Annotated in this window: 16 protein-coding genes, 1 tRNA gene and 2 pseudogenes; 12 read left to right on the top strand and 7 right to left on the bottom strand. The window is 71.8% G+C overall.

Going from position 1 to position 19298, the window contains the following annotated elements:
- Positions 1–124: 124 nt before the first annotated feature.
- The gene (locus tag DLJ58_RS11640; protein WP_244218895.1) at positions 125–742 is read left to right on the top strand and encodes a copper resistance CopC family protein; all 618 of its coding nucleotides are present in this window, start codon (positions 125–127) and stop codon (positions 740–742) included.
- A 170-nt stretch (positions 743–912) separates the two neighbouring features.
- On the opposite strand, the gene gltX is transcribed toward DLJ58_RS11640, so the two are convergent.
- Genes gltX through DLJ58_RS11655 form a run of 3 tightly spaced genes read right to left on the bottom strand, consistent with a single transcriptional unit; the run spans position 913 to position 4997 of the window.
- A complete protein-coding gene (gltX, locus tag DLJ58_RS11645) occupies positions 913–2322 on the bottom strand; it encodes a glutamate--tRNA ligase (RefSeq protein ID WP_124855690.1) in 1410 nt (469 codons plus the stop codon).
- Between the two features lie 51 nt (positions 2323–2373).
- On the bottom strand, positions 2374–3651 hold the full coding sequence (locus DLJ58_RS11650) for an MFS transporter (RefSeq protein ID WP_124855692.1): 1278 nt from the start codon (positions 3649–3651) through the stop codon (positions 2374–2376).
- A complete protein-coding gene (locus tag DLJ58_RS11655; RefSeq protein ID WP_124855694.1) occupies positions 3648–4997 on the bottom strand; it encodes a GH1 family beta-glucosidase in 1350 nt (449 codons plus the stop codon). The genes DLJ58_RS11650 and DLJ58_RS11655 overlap by 4 nt, the downstream gene beginning before the upstream one ends.
- Positions 4998–5185: 188 nt before the next feature.
- Between DLJ58_RS11655 and DLJ58_RS11660 the strand changes: the two genes are divergently transcribed.
- Entirely contained in the window at positions 5186–5632 is a 447-nt protein-coding gene (locus tag DLJ58_RS11660) for an SRPBCC family protein (protein WP_030488771.1), read from the top strand.
- A 134-nt stretch (positions 5633–5766) separates the two neighbouring features.
- Here DLJ58_RS11660 and aceE read toward each other — a convergent pair whose 3' ends face one another.
- Entirely contained in the window at positions 5767–8505 is a 2739-nt protein-coding gene (gene aceE / locus DLJ58_RS11665; RefSeq protein WP_124855696.1) for a pyruvate dehydrogenase (acetyl-transferring), homodimeric type, read from the bottom strand.
- 178 nt (positions 8506–8683) lie between these two features.
- Between aceE and DLJ58_RS11670 the strand changes: the two genes are divergently transcribed.
- The 8 genes and pseudogenes from DLJ58_RS11670 (at position 8684) to DLJ58_RS11700 (ending at position 14882) form a co-directional block, all read left to right on the top strand.
- Entirely contained in the window at positions 8684–9124 is a 441-nt protein-coding gene (locus DLJ58_RS11670) for a hypothetical protein (protein WP_124855698.1), read from the top strand.
- Positions 9125–9150: 26 nt separating this feature from the next.
- The gene (locus DLJ58_RS11675) at positions 9151–9555 is read left to right on the top strand and encodes a YjbQ family protein (RefSeq protein WP_167457620.1); all 405 of its coding nucleotides are present in this window, start codon (positions 9151–9153) and stop codon (positions 9553–9555) included.
- 890 nt (positions 9556–10445) lie between these two features.
- Positions 10446–10850: a MarR family winged helix-turn-helix transcriptional regulator gene (locus tag DLJ58_RS11680; protein ID WP_124855812.1), complete on the top strand. Its 405-nt coding sequence runs from the start codon at positions 10446–10448 to the stop codon at positions 10848–10850.
- 51 nt (positions 10851–10901) lie between these two features.
- A pseudogene (locus tag DLJ58_RS35130) lies at positions 10902–11253 on the top strand (transketolase); the annotation flags it as partial.
- Positions 11254–11633: 380 nt separating this feature from the next.
- Positions 11634–13604: pseudogene (locus DLJ58_RS11685) on the top strand (thiamine pyrophosphate-dependent enzyme); the annotation flags it as partial.
- Positions 13605–13717: 113 nt separating this feature from the next.
- Positions 13718–14155, top strand: coding sequence for a DUF3052 domain-containing protein (locus tag DLJ58_RS11690; RefSeq protein WP_030330240.1), 438 nt, complete (start codon positions 13718–13720; stop codon positions 14153–14155).
- A gap of 111 nt (positions 14156–14266) precedes the next feature.
- A complete protein-coding gene (locus tag DLJ58_RS11695; RefSeq protein ID WP_091409339.1) occupies positions 14267–14731 on the top strand; it encodes a peroxiredoxin in 465 nt (154 codons plus the stop codon).
- Positions 14732–14807: 76 nt separating this feature from the next.
- A tRNA-Val gene (locus DLJ58_RS11700) sits at positions 14808–14882 on the top strand.
- Between the two features lie 107 nt (positions 14883–14989).
- Here the strand turns inward: DLJ58_RS11700 and DLJ58_RS11705 are convergent.
- On the bottom strand, positions 14990–15733 hold the full coding sequence (locus tag DLJ58_RS11705; RefSeq protein ID WP_167493696.1) for an SDR family NAD(P)-dependent oxidoreductase: 744 nt from the start codon (positions 15731–15733) through the stop codon (positions 14990–14992).
- A gap of 237 nt (positions 15734–15970) precedes the next feature.
- Here DLJ58_RS11705 and DLJ58_RS11710 point away from each other — a divergent pair, with 237 nt between their 5' ends.
- Entirely contained in the window at positions 15971–16600 is a 630-nt protein-coding gene (locus DLJ58_RS11710; RefSeq protein WP_124855704.1) for an HAD-IA family hydrolase, read from the top strand.
- A gap of 13 nt (positions 16601–16613) precedes the next feature.
- On the opposite strand, the gene DLJ58_RS11715 is transcribed toward DLJ58_RS11710, so the two are convergent.
- Entirely contained in the window at positions 16614–17336 is a 723-nt protein-coding gene (locus DLJ58_RS11715) for a phosphotransferase family protein (RefSeq protein WP_124855706.1), read from the bottom strand.
- Between the two features lie 59 nt (positions 17337–17395).
- Entirely contained in the window at positions 17396–18634 is a 1239-nt protein-coding gene (locus DLJ58_RS11720; protein ID WP_124855708.1) for a glycosyltransferase, read from the bottom strand.
- Between the two features lie 123 nt (positions 18635–18757).
- Here DLJ58_RS11720 and DLJ58_RS11725 point away from each other — a divergent pair, with 123 nt between their 5' ends.
- The gene (locus DLJ58_RS11725) at positions 18758–19237 is read left to right on the top strand and encodes a GNAT family N-acetyltransferase (RefSeq protein ID WP_124855710.1); all 480 of its coding nucleotides are present in this window, start codon (positions 18758–18760) and stop codon (positions 19235–19237) included.
- Positions 19238–19298: the final 61 nt, after the last annotated feature.

Below are 19298 nucleotides of genomic sequence, written 5' to 3' on the forward strand. Positions count from 1 at the left end.
CGGAACAGTAATTGGAACTATCTGCGATCTCTGCTCGACTAATGAGGAGCCGTTTGATCAGCGGGCGGATCGTACCCTTACGGAGGGGTTCATGGGGGGCAGGGTTACACGTACGGTGCGGGTCATGCCAGTGGTGCTCGGCGTGGCGTTCGGTGTGTCGTTTCTGATGCCGGCGACTCCGGCCGCCGCCCACAACCAACTGACCGGCAGCAACCCGCGCGACGGCGCCCGCGTGGCGACGGCACCGGCCCGCGTCGAGCTGCGGTTCCTCGCCAAGCCGTCGCCGACTACGACGAAGATCACAATAACCGGACCGGACAATGTGGTCGCTGGCGGGACTCCCGCCTTCGACGGCAGTCGGGTGCGGGTGCCGTTCAAGCCGGCCGCCGCCGGGCTCTACATCGTCGGCTACCAGCTCGCGTCGTCCGACGGGCACCCGGTGAAGGGCGAGGTGCGGTTCACCCTCACCACCGGCACCGCGGCCGACCCGTCCGCCTCGCCGTCGGCCGCCGCCAGCACCAACCCGGCCGACTCGCCCTCGGCAGGCGCGTCGGCGGTCGGCGCACCCTCCAGTGGGCCCGCGTCGGCGACACCCGGCAACTCGACGGCCTCCGGGGTGCCGGCGGCGTCGGAGCGGTCCGACTCCGGCGGTCGCTGGTGGTTCTGGGCGCTCGGCGGCCTGCTGCTGCTCGCCGCACTCGGGGCCGGCCTCGTGTTCCGCCGCCAGCGACGGGTTCGGTGACCCTCTGACTCACCGCTCCCGGTGGGTCAGGTGTGCGCGCCATCCTTTGCTCTGCACCCGCGGAAGCGACGGCTACGGTCTGTGACCGGCGCCTATTGGGGTGCAGAGCAAAGGCAGGGCGATGCGGAGTTGGGCCGGCGACGCGCCAGTGACGCGTCGACGAGCGACAGTCAGACCAGGCGCAGGCGGGCGGCGCGGATCCGGGTCAGGGTGCGCTCGCGACCGAGCACCTCCAGCGACTCGAACAGCGGCAGACCCACGGTGCGGCCGGTGACCGCGACCCGCACCGGTGCCTGCGTCTTGCCGAGCTTGAGGCCCCGTTCGGCGCCGACCGCCTCCAGCGTCGACTTCAACGACTCGGCGTCCCAGGACTCCAGCGCCTCGAACGCCGCGACGGCGTCGTCCAGCAGTTCGGCGGAACCGTCCTTCATCGTCTTGGTCCAGGCGGCCTCGTCGATCAGCGGTGAGGCCAGGAAGAGGAAGTCGACGTTCGGCACGATCTCGCTGAGCACCGCGATCCGCGTCTGGGCCAGCGGCGCCACGGCGGCGAACGCGTCGGCGTCGAACTCCTCCGGCTGCCACGGCGGCGGCGCGATGGTCCCGGTGCCGGTCAGCCAGGGCTGGCAGGCGTCGATGAACTCGGCCACCGGCAGCGCGCGAATGTACTCGCCGTTGAACGCGCGCAGCTTCTTCTCGTCGAAGAACGCCGAGGAGAGGTTGACCTCGTCCAGCCGGAACTCGTCCTCGATGACCGACCAGGGAACGATCTCCCGGTCGCCGGAGGGGGCCCAGCCGAGCAGCATGAGGTAGTTGCGCATCGCGCCGGCCAGGTAACCCTCGTCGCGGTACGCCTCCAGGGCGACCTTGTCCCGGCGCTTGGAGAGCTTCTGCCGCTTCTCGTTGACCACCACCGGCACGTGCGCCCAGATCGGCGGCTTGACCCCGAGGGCTTCCCAGAGCAGCTGCTGCTTGGGAGTGTTGGGCAGGTGCTCCTCGGCCCGGATCACGTGGGTGATCCCCATGGTCATGTCGTCGACGACGTTGGCCAGCAGGAAGACCGGCGAGCCGTCGCCCCGGGCGATGACGAAGTCCTCGATGAGCTTGTTCTCGAACGTGGGCTCACCACGGATCAGGTCGACCACCACTGTCGCGCCCTCGTCGGGCGTACGGAAGCGCAGCGCGTGCCCCGGGCCGGGGCCGAGGCCACGGTCGCGGTGGTAGCCGTCGTAGCCCTGGTGCTGCGAGCCGGTGCGGGCCTGCACGTCCTCGCGGGTGCAGTCGCAGTAGTAGGCGCGGCCCGAGTCGTACAGGCGCGCGGCGGCGGCCCGGTGCTCGCCGGCGTTCGCCGACTGGAAGTACGGGCCCTCGTAGCTGCCCCGGGAGATCCCGATCCAGTCCAGCGCGGAGAGGATGCCCTCGGTCCACTCGGGCTTGTTGCGCGCCGCGTCGGTGTCCTCGATGCGCAGCACGAACACGCCGCCCTGCTGCTTGGCGTAGATCCAGTTCTGCAACGCCGAGCGGGCGCCGCCGACGTGGAACATACCGGTCGGGGAGGGGGCGAAGCGCACACGTACTGTCACGCCCCCCAGCCTACGGCGGTACGCGACTGCTTTCCGCCACCGCCCCCTGGCTCACGGCACCGAGCGGATCTTGACGACCAGCGCGCTGCCGAGCAGGGTGACCACGGCGGTGACCGCGTAGAGCGTGGGATAGCCGCCCAGGTAGACCACGAGCGGGGCGGAGAGCGCCGGGCCGAGCACCTGCGGCGCCGAGTTGGCGATGTTGATGACGCCCAGGTCCTTGGCCCGGTCGGTGGCCCGGGGCAGCACCTGGGTGATCAACGCGGCGTCCACCGAGAGATAGACGCCGTAGCCGGCGCCGAGCAGCAGCGCGGCGACGATCGCCATCGGCCAGACCGGCGCGACCGCGAGCAGCAGCGCCGCCACCGCCATGATCAGCCCGGAGGCGATCACGTAGATCTTGCGGCGGCCGGAACGGTCGGACAGCCGGCCGGCGACCACAGCGGTCAGCATCATCCCGAGCGTGTAGAGCAGGATCAGCACCAGCAGGCCGCCCTCGGGGTCGGGGTGGCGCACCCCGTCGGTGAGGAAGTACAGCAGGTAGAGGGTGCCCAGAGCGTTGCCCAACTGGACCAGGAATCGGGTGATCCAGGCCCAGGCGAAATCCGGGTGCCGGCGAGGGCTGATCCACATCGAGGCCAGCAGCGCCCGCGTCCGGATCGCCGGCCGATGGGCACGCGGCAGCGGTTCGTCGGGGGTGAGCAGCGCGAACGGCAGCGACAGCAGCAGGATGGCCACGGCGATCGCCAGGTAGCCGGCGGCGTTGCCGGTGACCACGGCGGTGACCAGCACCGCGCCGAGCACCAACCCGAGCGCCTGCGGGATGCCCACCCACCCGGAGACTCCGCCGCGCTGGCGCACCGGGACGCGGTCCGGGATGGCGGCGGTGAGGCTGGCCAGCATCGCGTTGAAGCAGACCTGCGCGGCGACCCAGCCGAGGGCGACGCCGAGGATGGTCCGTTGCTGGGCCAGCAGCACCAGGGCCGCCGCGCCGAGCACGGCCCCGCCCGCCGTCCAGACGTGCCGTCGACCGAACTCGCGCCCGGCGATCCGCAGGCAGGTCCGGTCGGAGAACGCGCCAGCGAGGGGGTTGGCCAGCACCGCGGCCAGCGCGCCGAGGCCGGTGACCACGGCCAGCATGTTCTCCTTGTCGCCGGGTGCGATCTGCTCGATCTGTTGCGGCAGCAGCACCTGGATGGGCGTGAAGAACGCCATCCACACGCCGAGGTTGGCCGCGAAGATCAAACCGATCCAGCCGCGCCGCACCGGCACCGTCGGCTCGGCGAGCGCCGCCGGCAGCGACGCCGGCGTCGGGTCGAGGGTGGTCACCGCGCCGACCCCGGCCGGCTGGCCGCGATCACGTCCCGCAACCAGGTGTACGACGACTTCGGCGTTCGGGTCTGGGTGGCGTAGTCGACGTGCACCAGACCGAAGCGCTTGGTGAACCCTTCGGCCCACTCCCAGTTGTCCAGCAGCGACCAGACGAAGTAACCGCGTACGTCCACCCCGTCGTCGATGGCTGCCCGGACCGCCCGCAGGTGCCCGTCGAGGTACGCGATCCGCTCCGGGTCGGCCACCTGCCCGTCGGCGTCGGGCGCGTCGTCGTACGCGCAGCCGCTCTCGGTGATCTCGATGGGCGGCAGCGCGTCGCCGTAGGTGTCGCGTAGCCAGCCGAGCAACTCGCGTAGCCCGTCGGGGGCCACCGGCCAGTCGAAGGCGGTACGCGGGTAGCCGTCCAGCGGCACGAGGTCGAACGGCAGGGGTGAACCCTGCTCGGCCGCCCGTACGCCGGTGGGGTTGTAGTAGTTCACCCCGAGCACGTCGATCGGCGTGGCGATCGTGTCGAGGTCGCCGGGGTGGATGACGCTCGGGTCGAAGCCGGGCAGCTCCGGGTAGCCGCGGCCGAGCAGCGGGTCGGTGAAGAGCCGGTTGTGTAGCGCCTCGTACGCCGCCCCGGCGGCCCGGTCGGCGTCGTGGTCGCCGAGCACCCGCACCGGCGAGTAGTTGTTGGCGATCGCCACCGGGCTGGCGGTGTGGGTCCGCAGCGCGGCGACCGCGAGCCCGTGCCCGAGCAGTTGGTGGTGGGCGACCGGGAAGGCGTCGAACAGCAGCATCCGGCCGGGGGCGTGCACACCCATGCCGTAGCCGAGGCTCATGTGGATGAACGGCTCGTTGAGGGTGATCCAGAGCCGGACCCGGTCGCCGAGGCGGGCGGCGGTCTTCTCGGCGTACTCGGCGAACCGGGCGGCGGTGTCGCGGTGCAGCCAGCCGCCGGCGTCTTCGAGAGGTTGCGGCAGGTCCCAGTGGTAGAGGGTGGCCACCGGGTCGACGTCGGCGGCCAGCAACTCGTCCACCAGGCGGTCGTAGAAGTCCAGGCCGGCCGGGTTGGCGGGGCCGGCGCCGGTGGGCTGGATCCGGGGCCAGGCGATGGAGAACCGGTACGCGGAGACGCCCAGGCCGGCCAACAGCGCCACGTCCTCGGTGTGCCGGTGGTAGTGGTCGCAGGCCACCTCGCCGCTGCTGCCGTCGCTGATCCGCCCGGGGGAGCGCGCGAAGGTGTCCCAGATGGACGGAGCTCGGCCGTCGGCAGTGGTGGCGCCCTCGATCTGGTGGGCCGATGTGGAGACGCCCCAGCGGAAGCCGGTGGGGAACTGGGGCATCGGTGCGGTTGACATGCGCCCTCCCGGTCAACGTGAAACGTGCTCGGGACTTTAGGGCGCTGTCGATGAATGCGCCATAGGCCGGCCTGGCGCAATGCGCAATGGTTGATCGGCGTGTCTTTTTCCGAACCCGTCCAGGTAAGTCCGATTTAACGCATAGAGTGCCGATATCGTGGGATGTCCTCACCGGAGGAAAGACGGAAATGATCCTCGTGGAACGCAGTGCGCACGTGGCGGCGCCAATTGAAGTGGTCTGGGATGTCGTGCAGCGGGCCGAGCAGTTGCCGGCCTGGCTGGCCGGGGTCCGAGCGGCCGAAGTGCTCTCGGGAGAGGGCTTCGGGCGGCGACAACTCGTCCAGGCGGGGCGCGGCTCGGCGCATGAGGCCGAGGTGATCGCCTACCAGGAGCCGACGCTGATCGGCTGGCGGGAACGGGCCAAGGGCGCTGGATCTCGGGCGGAGGCACGCACCGAGATCTACGTCCAGCTCACCGGAGACGAGGAGGAGGGCGGGACCATCGTGCGCCTCATCGTGGTCCGCTGGCCGGCCGGCCCGGTCAAGGCAGCCCTGCTGCGGCTCGGACTGCGTCGGGTCGGCGCCGACCTGGAGGACTCGCTGGCCCGGCTCACCGACCTGGCCGCCGTCGGCTGACGAGCGCCCATCCTCCCGGCGTCACCCGCGACGGCGGTGGTCCGGATCCCCGCCAGGGCCCCCGGACCACCGCCGCTCCCTACACCGAAAAGGGCCCGGCGCGGATGCGCCGGGCCCTCCTCAGTGGTGCTGGATCAGCTGTCGCCGCCGGTCTCGCCGACCGGGGCGGCGTTGACGTCGTCGATCGCGTACTTCTTGGCGGCCTCGGCCGGCACCGTGATCTCCACCGCGCCGCTGCGGGCGAGCTGCCGCAGCGTGGCCACCACGATCGACTCCGCGTCGACGTGGAAGTGCCGGCGCAGCGCGTGCCGGGTGTCCGACATGCCGAAACCGTCCGTGCCGAGCGACGTGTAGTCGCCGGGTACCCAGCGGGCGATCAGATCCGGTACCGCACGCATGAAGTCGCTGACCGCGATCTTCGGCCCGTCCGACTCGGCCAGCTTCTGCTGGATGTACGGAACCTTCGCCTCGGCGCCCGGGTTGAGCAGGTTGTACTCCTCGGTCTCCACCGCGTCGCGGCGCAGCTCGGTCCAGGAGGTCACCGACCAGACGTCGGCACCCACCCCCCAGTCCTGGGCGAGGAGCTGCTGGGCCTTGAGCGCCCACTGCATCCCCGTGCCCGAGGCGAGCAGGTTGGCCTTCGGGCCGTCGACCTGCGGTGCCGGCGAGTAGCGGTAGATGCCCTTGAGCAGGCCCTCCACGTCCACGTCGGCCGGCTCGGCCGGCTGGAGGGTCGGCTCGTTGTAGACCGTCAGGTAGTAGAAGACGTTCTCCTGCGCGTCCCCGTACATCCGGTGCAGACCCTGCTCCAGGATGTGCGCGATCTCGTACGCGAACGCCGGGTCGTACGCCACAACGGCCGGGTTGGTCGCGGCGATCAGCAGCGAGTGCCCGTCCTCGTGCTGGAGGCCCTCACCGTTGAGCGTGGTCCGACCCGCGGTGGCGCCGAGCAGGAAGCCCCGGGCCATCTGGTCGGCTGCGGCCCACAGCCCGTCGGCGGTCCGCTGGAACCCGAACATCGAGTAGAAGATGTACATCGGGATCATCGGCTCGTCGTGCGTGGCGTACGCCGAACCGGCCGCGGTGAACGAGGCCACCGAGCCGGCCTCGTTGATCCCCTCGTGCAGGATCTGCCCGGTCGTCGACTCCTTGTACGACAGGAACAGCTCGCGGTCGACCGAGGTGTAGCGCTGGCCGTGCGGCGAGTAGATCTTCGCGGTCGGGAAGATCGAGTCGAGACCGAAGGTGCGGGCCTCGTCCGGGATGATCGGCACCCAACGCTTGCCGAACTCCTTGTCCTTCATCACGTCCTTGAGCAGACGGACGAAGGCCTGCGTGGTGGCCACCTTCTGCTTGCCAGAGCCGCGCTTGATGTCGGCGAACCGCTCCGGCCCGGGGATGGCCAGCCGCTTCGTGCTGGTCCGCCGGGACGGCAGGTACCCGCCGAGCTGCTCGCGCCGCTCCTTGAGGTACGCCAGCTCCTCGGACTTCTCGCCCGGGTGGAAGTACGGCGGCAGGTAGGGGTTGTCCTCCAGCGCCGAGTCCGGGATGTCCAGGTAGAGCCGGTCGCGGAAGGTCTTCAGGTCCTCCAGCGTCAGCTTCTTCATCTGGTGGGTCGCGTTGCGGCCCTCGAAGTGCGAGCCGAGGGTCCAGCCCTTGATCGTCTTCGCCAGGATGACGGTGGGCTGACCGGTGTGCTCGGTGGCCGCCTTGTAGGCCGCGTAGAGCTTGCGGTAGTCGTGCCCACCCCGCTTGAGGTTCCAGATCTCGTCGTCGCTGAGCGGCTCGACCATCTTGCGGGTCCGTGCGTCACGGCCGAAGAAGTGCTCCCGCACGTACGCGCCGGACTCCGCCTTGTAGGTCTGGTAGTCGCCGTCGGTCGTCGTGTTCATCAGGTTGACCAACGCTCCGTCGGTGTCCGCGGCGAGCAGCGGGTCCCACTCACGACCCCAGACGACCTTGATCACGTTCCAGCCGGCACCCCGGAAGAACGCCTCCAGCTCCTGCATGACCTTGCCGTTGCCCCGGACCGGGCCGTCCAGCCGCTGCAGGTTGCAGTTGATCACGAAGGTGAGGTTGTCCAGCTCCTCGCGAGCGGCGACGCCGATGGCGCCGAGCGTCTCCGGCTCGTCCATCTCGCCGTCGCCGAGGAACGCCCAGACGTGCTGCTGGGAGGTGTCCTTGATGCCGCGGTGCTGCAGGTACCGGTTGAACCGGGCCTGGTAGATCGCGTTCAGACCGCCGAGGCCCATCGAGACGGTGGGGAACTCCCAGAAGTCCGGCATCAGCCGAGGGTGCGGGTACGAGGGCAGCCCACCACCGGGGTGCGACAGCTCCTGGCGGAACCCGTCGAGCTGGTGCTCGCTGAGCCGCCCCTCCAGGAACGCCCGCGCGTACATGCCGGGGGAGGCGTGGCCCTGGTAGAAGATCTGGTCGCCACCGCCCGGGTGGTTCTTGCCCCGGAAGAAGTGGTTGAAGCCCACCTCGTAGAGCGACGCCGAGCTGGCGAAGGTGGAGATGTGCCCGCCGACGCCGATCTCCGGGCGCTGCGCCCGGTGCACCAGCATGGCGGCGTTCCACCGGACGTACGCCCGGATCCTCCGCTCGACGTGCTCGTCACCCGGGAACCAGGGCTCGCGCTCCGACGGGATGGTGTTGATGTAATCGGTGGTGGTCAGGGGCGGAACCCCGACCTGGCGCTCACGGGCCCGCTCCAGCAGGCGCAGCATGACGTAGCGGGCGCGTTTGGCGCCGCGTTCGTCGATGACACCGTCAAGCGACTCGACCCATTCGCTGGTCTCTTCAGGGTCGATGTCCGGAAGCTGGCTCGGTAGGCCGTCGCTGATCACCGGGCGCTTGCGTTCCGTAGCCACAGGCGTTCCCTCGGTTGTGTGTGGGATAGGTCTCTAGCGCCATCCTGCCCCCTGGTGGCACCCCTCGTCACGTCTAGGTGCCCCCGACGCGATGCTGAACACAGGTACTCGCTGGTAACTTAGCGCGACGACCGGGTGAAAGCTGAGCGGTTTGACCGCCACTCCTACCGTTACCGCCATGAACGGACGCCGTGTCGCGGTCGCCGCGATCATGATCGTTGTCGGGGTGGTCGGCCTGGTCATCGGCGCCGTCGCCCTCGCCTCCGGCAACCTGCCGATGGTCGGACTGGTGGCCCTGGGCGCCCTGGTGGCCGTGCTCGGCGCGGGCCTGCTGCGCGACGCGATCCGCGCGGCCCGTCTGAGCGGCCAGGATGGCCGTCGCCGTCGTCCGGACCCGGACGGCGGCGGGTACGACTTCTACCCGATGCCCGCCGGGGACGCCGGGAGCGGGCACGTTGGCCGCCAGCGGGACGGCGACCACGACAGCTCCGACGGTGCGGAGCCGGCCGGCGGCAGCGGCGACTCCGGGGGCTGGTCCGGCTGGGGCTGGTCCAGCGGTGACTCCGGTGGCGGGTGGTCCGGTGGCGGTGACTCCGGCGGCGGTGGCGGCAGCTCCTGACCTCACCCTGCGGCAGAATGCGACGTATGCGCAGCGACGTGATCACCGTCCAGACCGGGTCCCGGCCGACCGTGCGGGACATCACCGCGGAGGCCCAGCAGTTCGTCTCGGGCGAGGGCGACGGCCTGCTGCACGTCTTCGTGCCGCACGCCACCGCCGGCCTGGCGATCATCGAGACCGGGTCGGGCTCCGACGACGACCTGCTCAGCGCCGTGGACGACCTGCTCCCCACCGAGGACCGCTGGCGGCACCGACACGGCTCGCCCGGCCACGGCCGCGACCACGTGCTGCCGGCGTTCATCCCGCCGTACGCCACGCTGCCGGTGCTCGGCGGCCGGCTGGCGCTCGGCACCTGGCAGTCGATCTGCCTCGTCGACACCAACGGCGACAACCCGACTCGCCAGGTCCGCTTCTCCTTCCTCCCCGCCTGACGGCCCGTCCCGCCGTCCCTCTGTCCCCTCCTCGTCGATCTTGCACTTACTGTCCCGACACAAGGGGTATTTCGCACATTTCGACAACCGAAACCGCAAGATCGGCGCGGGAGGGATCGCCGTGGGGGCGGGCCGCGCTGGGCGCTGGGCGCCAAGATCGCGCTCGATCCTGGATGTAGTGGGGTCGGGGAGCGAGGGAGGCCACTACATCCAGGATGTTGTGCGCGGCGGAGGACGATCGCCCGTCTGCCGGCTGATCGCCACCCAGAGCAGCCGTCCCCTTGTCAAGATCCGCGCAATTTCCCCGAAACTGTTGCCTGAACCGGTGCCGAGGCAGCAGTTTCCCCGATGTTGCGAGGGCTGCGGCCTACGTGGGCTGTGGCGTCGCGAGCCTGCGGCCTTCGTGGACTGTGGCGTTCAATGGAGCGCGGCATCGCGTGCATTGCGGCCCTGCGTGGGCGGCGGTCTTGCGACGGACCCGAGGTGCGGACCCGGAGTGGCGGACCTGGAGTGGCAGATCCCGAGTGGCGGACCCGGGGTGGCGGACCCGGGGTGGCGGACCCGGGGTGGCGGACCCGGAGTGGCGGACCTGGAGTGGCGGACCCGGAGTGGCGGACCCGGAGTGGCAGATCCCGAGTGGCAGATCCCGAGTGGCGGACCTGGAGTGGCGGACCCGGAGTGGCGGACCCGGGGTGACAGATCCGGAGTGGCGGGCCGAGCGGGTCGGGCTGCGGATCGGTGTGGTCCGTCCGGGCGGTGTGCCTGGGCCTGATCGCTGAGCTGGCCGTAACGGGCGTGCTGCGTACGATGTGGCCGTGACGCAGGAGCTGGGTCCCCCGACAGGTGAACGGGTGGATCGGGCCGGTCTCGCCGTCGATGTGGTGCGCCGGATGGCGCACGTCACCGCCGCGCTGCGACACCGGCAGGGTTCCGCGTTCGCCGAGCTGGGGCTCACCCCGGCGGCGGCCCGGGCGCTTCGGGAGTTGGACCCGGACCACCCGCTGCCGGCTCGGGATCTCGCCGGTCAGTTGGGTTGTGACCGGTCGAACGTGACGGTGCTGGTCGACAAGCTGGAGCAGGCCGGGCTGGTCGAGCGCCGCACCGACCCGACGGACCGGCGGCAGAAGACGCTGGTGGTGACCGGGGAGGGTCGCGTCGTGCGGGCCCGGGTGATCGAGGTGATGTCCGACTCCCGACTCCTGTCCGGGCTGAGCGACGAGGAGCTGAGCACCCTTCGTGACCTGGTCTGGAAGGTGTCCGACGGCGGCTGTCCGGAGTCCTTCGGGCCGGAGTGAGCGCACCCCTGCCGGCCGTGTCCCACTGGGCGAGCAGGCCTTCCGTCGGTAATGCTGTCCGACGTGACCACCCCGCAAGATCTCGACGACCGGTTCCGGGAGACGTTGGCGGCGCTGCCTGCCGCCGAGCGGCGGCGTGACCCCGCCGACCCGGTCACCGACGACGCCCCGCTGACCGGCGCGCAGGTGCTGGACCTGTTCGACGCGCAGGTGACCAGCCGGCAGCTCGACCTGGCCGGCCGCTGGTTGCGCAGCTTCGGGGAGGGTTTCTACACCATCGGCTCGGCCGGGCACGAGGGCAACGCGGCGGTCGCCGCCGCGCTGCGTCCCACCGATCCGGCGCTGCTGCACTACCGCTCGGGCGCCTTCTACTGCCTGCGCGCCGCCCAGGTCGCCGCCGACCCGACGCTGGCCACCGACTCCGAGCCGTCCGCCGTCCGGGCGCGGGTCGCCGACTCCGAGCCGTCCGCCGTCCGGGCGCGGATCGCCGACTCCGAGCCGTCCGCCGTCCGGGCGCGGATCGCCGACCCCGACCGGGCCGCCGTCCGGGCGCGGACCGCCGATTCCGAGCCGCCCGCCGACCGAGCGCGGACCGCCGACCCCGACCCGGACGCCGACCGAGCGCCTCCCACTGGCTCCGAGCGGTCCGCCGACAGTGAGTCGACCGTCGACAGCGCATCGACACGTGACCCGGAGCCGACCGCCGATTCGCAGGTGTCCGAATCAGAGCCGCCCGGGACCGAGCTGACCTCGGCGATCGGGGCCGCCGACGGGTTCGCGGCGTACGCCGACGCGGCCCGGGACGTGCTGCGCGGGATGGCCGCGTCCAGCCTCGAACCGATCGCCGGGGGACGGCACAAGGTGTTCGGCCGGGCCGACCTGGCCATCGTGCCGACCACCTCCACCATCGCCTCGCACCTGCCCCGCGCGGTCGGAATGGGACTTGCCGTGGAGCGGCTGCGCCGTATGGACAGCGCCGGACGGCGTACCGGGGCCGGGGTGCGGGTCGGTAGTGGCGCGGGCGCCACGCACGCCCCCTGGCCACCGGACGCCATCGTGGTCTGCTCCTTCGGCGACGCCTCGGTCAACCACGCCAGCGCCACCGCCGCCTTCAACACCGCCGGGTGGTACGACCACGCGGGGCTGCGGATTCCGGTGCTCTTCGTCTGCGAGGACAACGGGCTGGGCATCAGCGTCCGCTCGCCGGAGGGCTGGGTCGAGGCGACCCTGCGGGCCAAGCCGGGCATCCGCTACTTCAGTGCGGACGGAGCCGACCCGGTGCGGACGTACGAGGTGGCGGCGGAGGCCGCAGCCTGGGTACGCCGCAACCGGCGGCCGGCCGTGCTGCACCTGCGCACCGTACGGCTGATGGGGCACGCCGGGGCGGACGCGGAGTCGGCGTACCGGAGTCCGGCCGAGCTGGCCGAGGACCTGGACCGGGACCCGGTGGCCGCCACCGCGCGGCTGCTGGTCGACGCCGGCGTGGCGACCGGCGAGGAGCTGCTGGCCCGGTACGACGAGACCGGCTGGCAGGTGCGCCGGCTGGCCGAGGAGGTGCTGGGCGAGCCGAAGTTGGCATCAGCGGCCGACGTGGTGTCGGCGCTGGCCCCACGACGTCCGGTGCGGGTGGCGCGGGCGGTGGCCGACGCCGCGGCGCGGGCCAGCGGGCCGGGCGCGGGCGCCCGGGCGGAGGCGTTCGGCGGCAAGCCGCCGGAGTTGGCCGGGCCGATGACCCTGGCGCAGAGCATCAACGCCGCACTCGCCGACGGGATGCTCGACCACCCGCAGATGGCGCTCTTCGGTGAGGACGTGGCCGCCAAGGGCGGCGTGTACGGGGTGACGAAGGGGCTGCGCGACCGGTTCGGGGCGGCCCGGGTGTTCGACACCCTGCTCGACGAGACGTCGGTGCTCGGGCTGGGCCTCGGTGCCGGGCTGGCCGGGATGCTGCCGGTGCCGGAGATCCAGTACCTGGCGTACCTGCACAACGCCGAGGACCAGCTGCGCGGTGAGGCGGCGACCATGCGGTTCTTCTCGCAGGGGGCGTTCCGCAACCCGATGGTGGTGCGGGTGGCGGGCCTGGCGTACCAGGAGGGGTTCGGCGGGCACTTCCACAACGACAACTCGGTGGCCGTACTCCGGGATGTGCCCGGGCTGGTGGTCGCGGTGCCGGCACGGCCGGACGACGCCGCGCCCATGCTGCGGACCTGTCTGGCGAGCGCGGCGGTGGACGGCAGTGTCTGCGTGTTCCTGGAACCGATCGCGCTCTACCACACCCGCGACCTGTACACGGAGGGTGACGGGGAGTGGCTGGCCGGCTATCCGGAGCCGGGCGGGTGGGTGGCTGGCCACGTGCCGATCGGGCGGGCCCGCGTCTACCGGGTCGGCTCGGCGGACGACCTCACCATCATCACCTTCGGTAACGGGGTGCGGATGTCGCTGCGCGCCGCGGCTGTCCTCGCGGAGGAGGGGGTGGGCACCCGCGTGGTGGATCTGCGCTGGCTGGCTCCGCTGCCGGTGGCCGACATCATCCGGGAGTCCTCGGCGACCGGCCGGGTGCTGGTGGTGGACGAGACGCGCCGCTCCGGCGGGGTCGGCGAGGGGGTGATCGCCGCGCTCGTCGACGCCGGATATGTCGGTGCCGCGCGTCGAGTAGCCGGAGTTGACTCGTTTGTACCATTAGGTCCGGCAGCACGTCACGTACTGGTCTCCGCGGAAGCCATTACCGACGGTGCCCGTACGCTGCTGGCACGGTAAATTCCGATCCACCCGGTGCGCCACTTGCGCGCAGACCAACAACTGTGTGGACTTTGCCTGACGGTCGTCGCACCGACGCCGCGAGCAGGGACGAGATGAGGAGGCACGCGACAGTGAGCGCGACCGCTGGTCAGGCCGCCGACGGGGTACGCAGCCTGGCGGACCGGTTCGGAATCGAACCGGGGATGGTCGTCATGGAGATGGGGTACGACGACGACGTCGACCAAGATCTCCGAGACGCCCTGACCGACCGCTGTGGAGATCTGGTCGACGAGGACACCGACGAGGTGGTCGACGCGGTGCTGGTCTGGTACCGGGACGGCGACGGCGACCTCTTCGAGCTGCTCGTCGATGCCCTCGGCCCGCTGGCCGACAACGGCGTCGTGTGGCTGCTCACCCCCAAGGCGGGGCGCGAGGGGCACGTCGAGCCGAGCGAGGTCGCGGAGTCCGCGCCCACCGCCGGCCTTCAGCAGACCTCGACCGTCAACGCCGGCCGGGACTGGAGCGGCGCCCGCCTGGTGCTGCGTCGAGGGGCCAAGGCCAAGAAGTAGCCAGCGCCGCTCCGCTCGCCCGACGGTCCGCCCACCGCCGGGTAGCAGGCTGGTGCCGTCCCCCCGCCCCGACGCCGTCGCCGGCGAGGCCGAGCAGCGAGGAGAGTTCGCATGCCCATCGAGGTTGGTGCCGAAGCACCCGACTTCGTGCTCAAGGACCAGAACAACCAGGAGGTCCGTCTCTCGGACTTCCGGGGCAGGCGCGTCGTCCTGCTGGTCTTCTACCCGCTCGCCTTCACCGGCACCTGTCAGGGCGAGTTGGGCGAGGTGCGCGACAACCTCGGCGAGTACGTGAACGACGACGTCCAGGTGCTGACCGTCAGCGTCGACTCGGCCTACAGCCACAAGATCTGGGCCGACCGTGAGGGCTACCAGTTCCCCATGCTGGCCGACTTCTGGCCGCACGGCGCCGTCGCCCAGGCGTACGGGGTCTTCAACGACGTGGCCGGCTTCGCCAACCGGGGCACCTTCGTCATCGACAAGACCGGCGTGGTCCGCTTCGCCGAGATGAACGGCCCGGGCGAGGCCCGCGACCAGCAGGGCTGGCGCAAGGCCATCGCCGAAGCGACCAACTGACCGGGGTACGCCGTGCGCCCGGGTCGGTGGCGGGCAGGTAAGCTTGCCAGCCACCGGCCCGCCACACGGGCGATCCGGGCGCGTAGCTCAGTGGGAGAGCACCCGCCTTACAAGCGGGGGGTCGCAGGTTCGAAACCTGCCGCGCCCACCAACACCCAGCGCGAGCTGATCAAGTGATGAAAAGTAGGTCAGGGACGTCCCTGGCACCTATTTCTCATCACTTGATCATGGAAGCCAGGGAAGCGCCAGCCCGGCTCCTCAGCTGGTGAAGCCGCCGTCCACATTGACCACCGCACCGGTCACGTAGCCGGCCTCGGGACTGGCCAGGTGCGCGACGGTGGCCGCGATGTCGGCGGGGCGAGCGTACCGGCCGACGGCGGTGAATCCGCTGATCGCCGCCGCGTTCGGTCCGTCCGCCGGGTTGGCGTCGGTGTCCGTCGGCCCTGGGTTGACCAGGTTGACGGTGATGGCCCGTGGGCCCAGTTCACGGGCCAGGCCCCGGGTCAGCCCGACCAGGGCGGTCTTGCTCATCGCGTAGAGCGTCAGCCCGGGAAAGACCGCCCGCTCACCGACGTTGCTGCCGATGCTGATGATCCGTCCGCCGTCGCCGAGGTGCCGCAGGGCAGCCCGCGCGGCGACGTACGGTGCCCTGATGTTGACCGCGATCGTCTGCTCCACCTCTGCCGAGCCGAGCTCGTCCAGGGCGCCGACCAGGAACACCGCGGCATTGTTCACCAGGATGTCCAGCCGACCCAGTTCGGCGGCTGTCCGGTCGACCGCGCCCCGCACAGCGTCCGGCTCGGCACCGTCCGCCTGGATCGCCAGCGCTCTGCGGCCCAGCGCCTCGATCTGCTTCACCACGATGGCGGCCCGCGCGGCGTCCTGCCGGTAGGTCAGTGCCACGTCGGCCCCGTCCTGTGCCAGGCGCAGCGCGATTCCGGCTCCGATACCCCGGGAACCCCCGGTCACCAAGGCGACCTTGTCGTTGAGTGTCGTCGTCATGCAAACGATCATCTGGCCGCGCCGCCCTCCCGTCTGGCGGCCATCGGACGTCTCGCTCGGACCTCCACGTCCGATTCCCGCGATCGTCGACGGCCCGCGGACCCGTCGGGCCGCCATGATCCGCGCAACGTCACGGATCCTGCTGCCTCACCAGGCGAGGAGACAGCAGGATCACCGAAGTTGCGCGGATCTTGCGAGGTGGGGGAGGGTGGGGCGAGCGATTCGGGGAGCGTGGGCGTGGAACTGGCAGGCATTGGCGCGGTGCTGTTCGACATGGATGGCACCCTGGTCGACTCCGACGCCGCCGTCGAGCGGGCCTGGGAGCGGTGGGCCGTCGAGTACGCCGTCGACCCCGCTGCGGCGCTGGCGATCGCGCACGGCAGCCCCGCCGACCGGACCATCCGACGGCTGCTGCCCGCGCTCGACGACAGCGCGGTCGCCGCGGCAGCGGCGCGGCAGTTGGCGTTGCAGTACGACGACCTGTCCGACGTGACGGCCACCCCCGGGGCGCACGAACTGCTGAACGTGCTGGCCCGGTTGGGGTTGCCCTGGGCGGTGGTGACCAGCGCCGACGCGCGGCTTGCCGAGGCCCGGCTCGGCGCCGCCGGCATCAAGGCGCCGGTGCTCGTCACGGTGGAGGACGTCAGCGTGGGCAAGCCGGACCCGGAGGGCTATCTGCGGGCCGCGGCGTTGCTGGGCGTACCCGTGTCGCGGTGCCTCGTCGTCGAGGACGCCGAAGTGGGGCTGCGGGCCGGGCGGGCGGCCGGGGCGATGACCGCCGCGCTGAAGGGGCTCGACGGCGACCTGCGCCTTGCCGACCTGGCGCAACTGGCACGCCACCTGGAGTCGACGCCGGCGGCCCCCTGACCCGCCCGCCGGGTCACCGGAGGCGGGTGGCCAGCCAGGGGAGCAGGGCGTCGGCCTGGGCCTGCTGAAACGCGCGAACGGTGGGGATGCCCTGCGGTGGCGGACGACGAGCGCCGTCGGCGAAGAACCCGGCCAGCCCGGCGTACACCCCGGTGAGCGTCATCGGGTCGACCTCCGCCGTGACGGGCAGCCGGCGCAGCAGGGACTCGGTGTCGTGCCCGCCGTGCAGCCGGACGTTGACCAGCAGCAGCGCGGTGTCCAGCCAGGCCGGCCCCCGGCAGGCCCACGGCCAGTCGACGACGGTGACCGTGCCGGTCGCGTCGAGCAGCAGGTTGTCGGCCCGTACGTCCACGTGGCAGAGCGTGTCACCGGTCAGCGCGGCGATGCCGTGGTCGGCGGCGGCGCGCAGCTGGTCCAGATGCTCCCGGGCCCACGGGTCCAGCACAGCCGGTGGGTCGGCGGCGATCCGGTGCCACCCGGCGAAGTCCTCGGCCAGCAGGTCGGCGGCGGTCGGCACGTGCGTCACCGGGCTCGGGGTGAGCACGGCGGCCATCACCTCCAAGGCCTTCAGGACGCGGGTCAGCTCGTCGGCCCGCCACGGGGTGGCCGGGTGTCGACCGTCCACGTCGGAAAAGACCAGCGCCACCCAATCGCCGTCGTCGTGGCAGCCCAACAGACGGGGCGTCGGTGCCGAGGCCGGCAGGGCGGCGGCCGTGCGGGCCTCTGCCCGGTGCATTCTGGGGCTGTCCGGCCATTTCCCCGCCGTCGGGTCAGAATGGACGGCGGTCAGCGCGATCAGGAGCAGCGTGACGCGTCACCTCGCCGCGCCTTGGGGTGGCAGGTCCCCGCGCTGACGGGCGGCAGCGACGCGTACAGCTTGACCAGCTCGGCCAGGTAGCGGTCGCGGGACCAGGCCGCCACCGCCGCCCGGCCGTCCCGGATCACGGCCCCGCGCAACTCCCGCTCGGTCAGCAGCCGGGTCAGCAAAGCCCCGAACGCCGCCGGGCTGGGCTCGGCGACCGGCCGGGTGGTGCCGGTGCCGGGCCGCTCGACCAGCTGGGTGTCCACGATGGCCACCGGCAGTCCGTACGCCTCAGCTTCGGAGAGCACCAGGCCCTGGGTGTCGGTGGTGGAGGTGAACGCGAGCACGTCCGCCGCCCGGTAGTGGGCGCCGACCCGGTCGCGGGGCACCGGGCGCAGCAGGTGCAGCGCGTCGACGACGCCGTACCGGCGGGCCGTGCGGCGGACCGCGAGCCGGTGTCGCCGGGCCCCGAGCAGCACCAGTCGGGCGGCCGGCAACTCGCGACGGACCTGGGCGAACGCGGCCAGCAACAGCTCGGGGTTCTTCTCCGGCGTGGCCCGTCCCACCGCGAGCAGCACCGGCGCGTCCGCCGGGATGCCGAGCCGGGCCCGCAGCCGCCGCCGGTCGTCGGCGTCGGGATGCGGCGCGGCGGCCGGGGTCGGCAGGACCACGATCGGGGTACGCCCCGCCATCGCCGCCATCATCGTCGCTGTCTTCGCCGAAGGGGCGATGAGGACAGTGGTGTGGGCCAGGAGGGTTCGCCCGAGCGCCGCCAGTCGGGCCTGCCGACCCGGTCCGGGGTGGGCGAGCGCCCACAGGTCGCCCGCCCGCCAGCGCAGGCCCAGCCGCATGCCGGCGTACGCGGCCCCGATCGGGATCTCCGGGTAGTGCGCGGCGTACGCGACCAGGTCGGTGTGCCAGGTCAGCACGGTCGGTACGCCCCGGGCGGCGGCCCAGCGCAGGCCGGCGACGCCGAGCGGGCCGGTGGTGTGCACGTGCACCACGTCGACCGGTGCGCTGGGCGGCCGGGGCAGCGCCAACCGGTACGGCCGGGTCGGCACCGACAGCGAGGGCACCTCGCCCGGTCGGCGGCGACACCGGGACAGTGGGCCGGGGCAGTGCAGCACGACCCGGTGCCCGGCGGCGCGCAGCAGCGCCACTGTGGTGCCGACCGAGGTGGCCACCCCCTCCGGGTTGGTGAGGTGGCTGTCGCTGACGTGGGCGATCCGCACGTTGCCATCGTGGCCGGCCCGCGCACCCCCGGCCGTCCCGTCCGCGCCCGGCGGGGAAACGGTTGGCGCCCCCGGGCTGGTTCTGCTGCACTACCCGCTGGCGACGACGAAGGGGGAGACGCGGTGGAGTTGACGTTGACGCCGATGACGGCACAGGAACTGGACCGCTTGCGGGGGCCACTGGTGCAGGGGTACGCCGAGGACCTGGTGGCGCATCGGGGGATGACGCCGGAGGCGGCCCTGGAACGGTCGAGCAGCCAGATCCGGGAGTCACTGCCGGCGGGCGTGGCCACCGAGAGGGCGTTGCTGCGGGTGGGCCGGGTCGGCGACACCGAGGTCGGCTGGATCTGGGCGACCCTGCCGGCGGTCGCCACCCCGAACCAGGCGTGGATCGACAACATCGAGGTGCACGACGAGCACCGCGGACGAGGCTACGCGCGACGGATGATTCAGCTCATCGAGGCCGAACTCGCCCAGCTCGGCGTGCCCGAGCTGGGCCTGAACGTGTTCGGTTCGAACACCGTGGCGATCGGCCTCTACCGCAGTCTGGGCTTCGAGGTCACCTCCCAGCAGATGGCGAAGCGGATCGACCCGGCGGGCTGAGGTCGGAAGCGAGGCCCAGGACGGTCCCCCCGGCAGGACTGTTCACCTGCCCAGCGGGAAA

It is taken from the genome of Micromonospora arida (assembly GCF_003857035.1).
Lineage (GTDB): Bacteria > Actinomycetota > Actinomycetes > Mycobacteriales > Micromonosporaceae > Micromonospora > Micromonospora arida.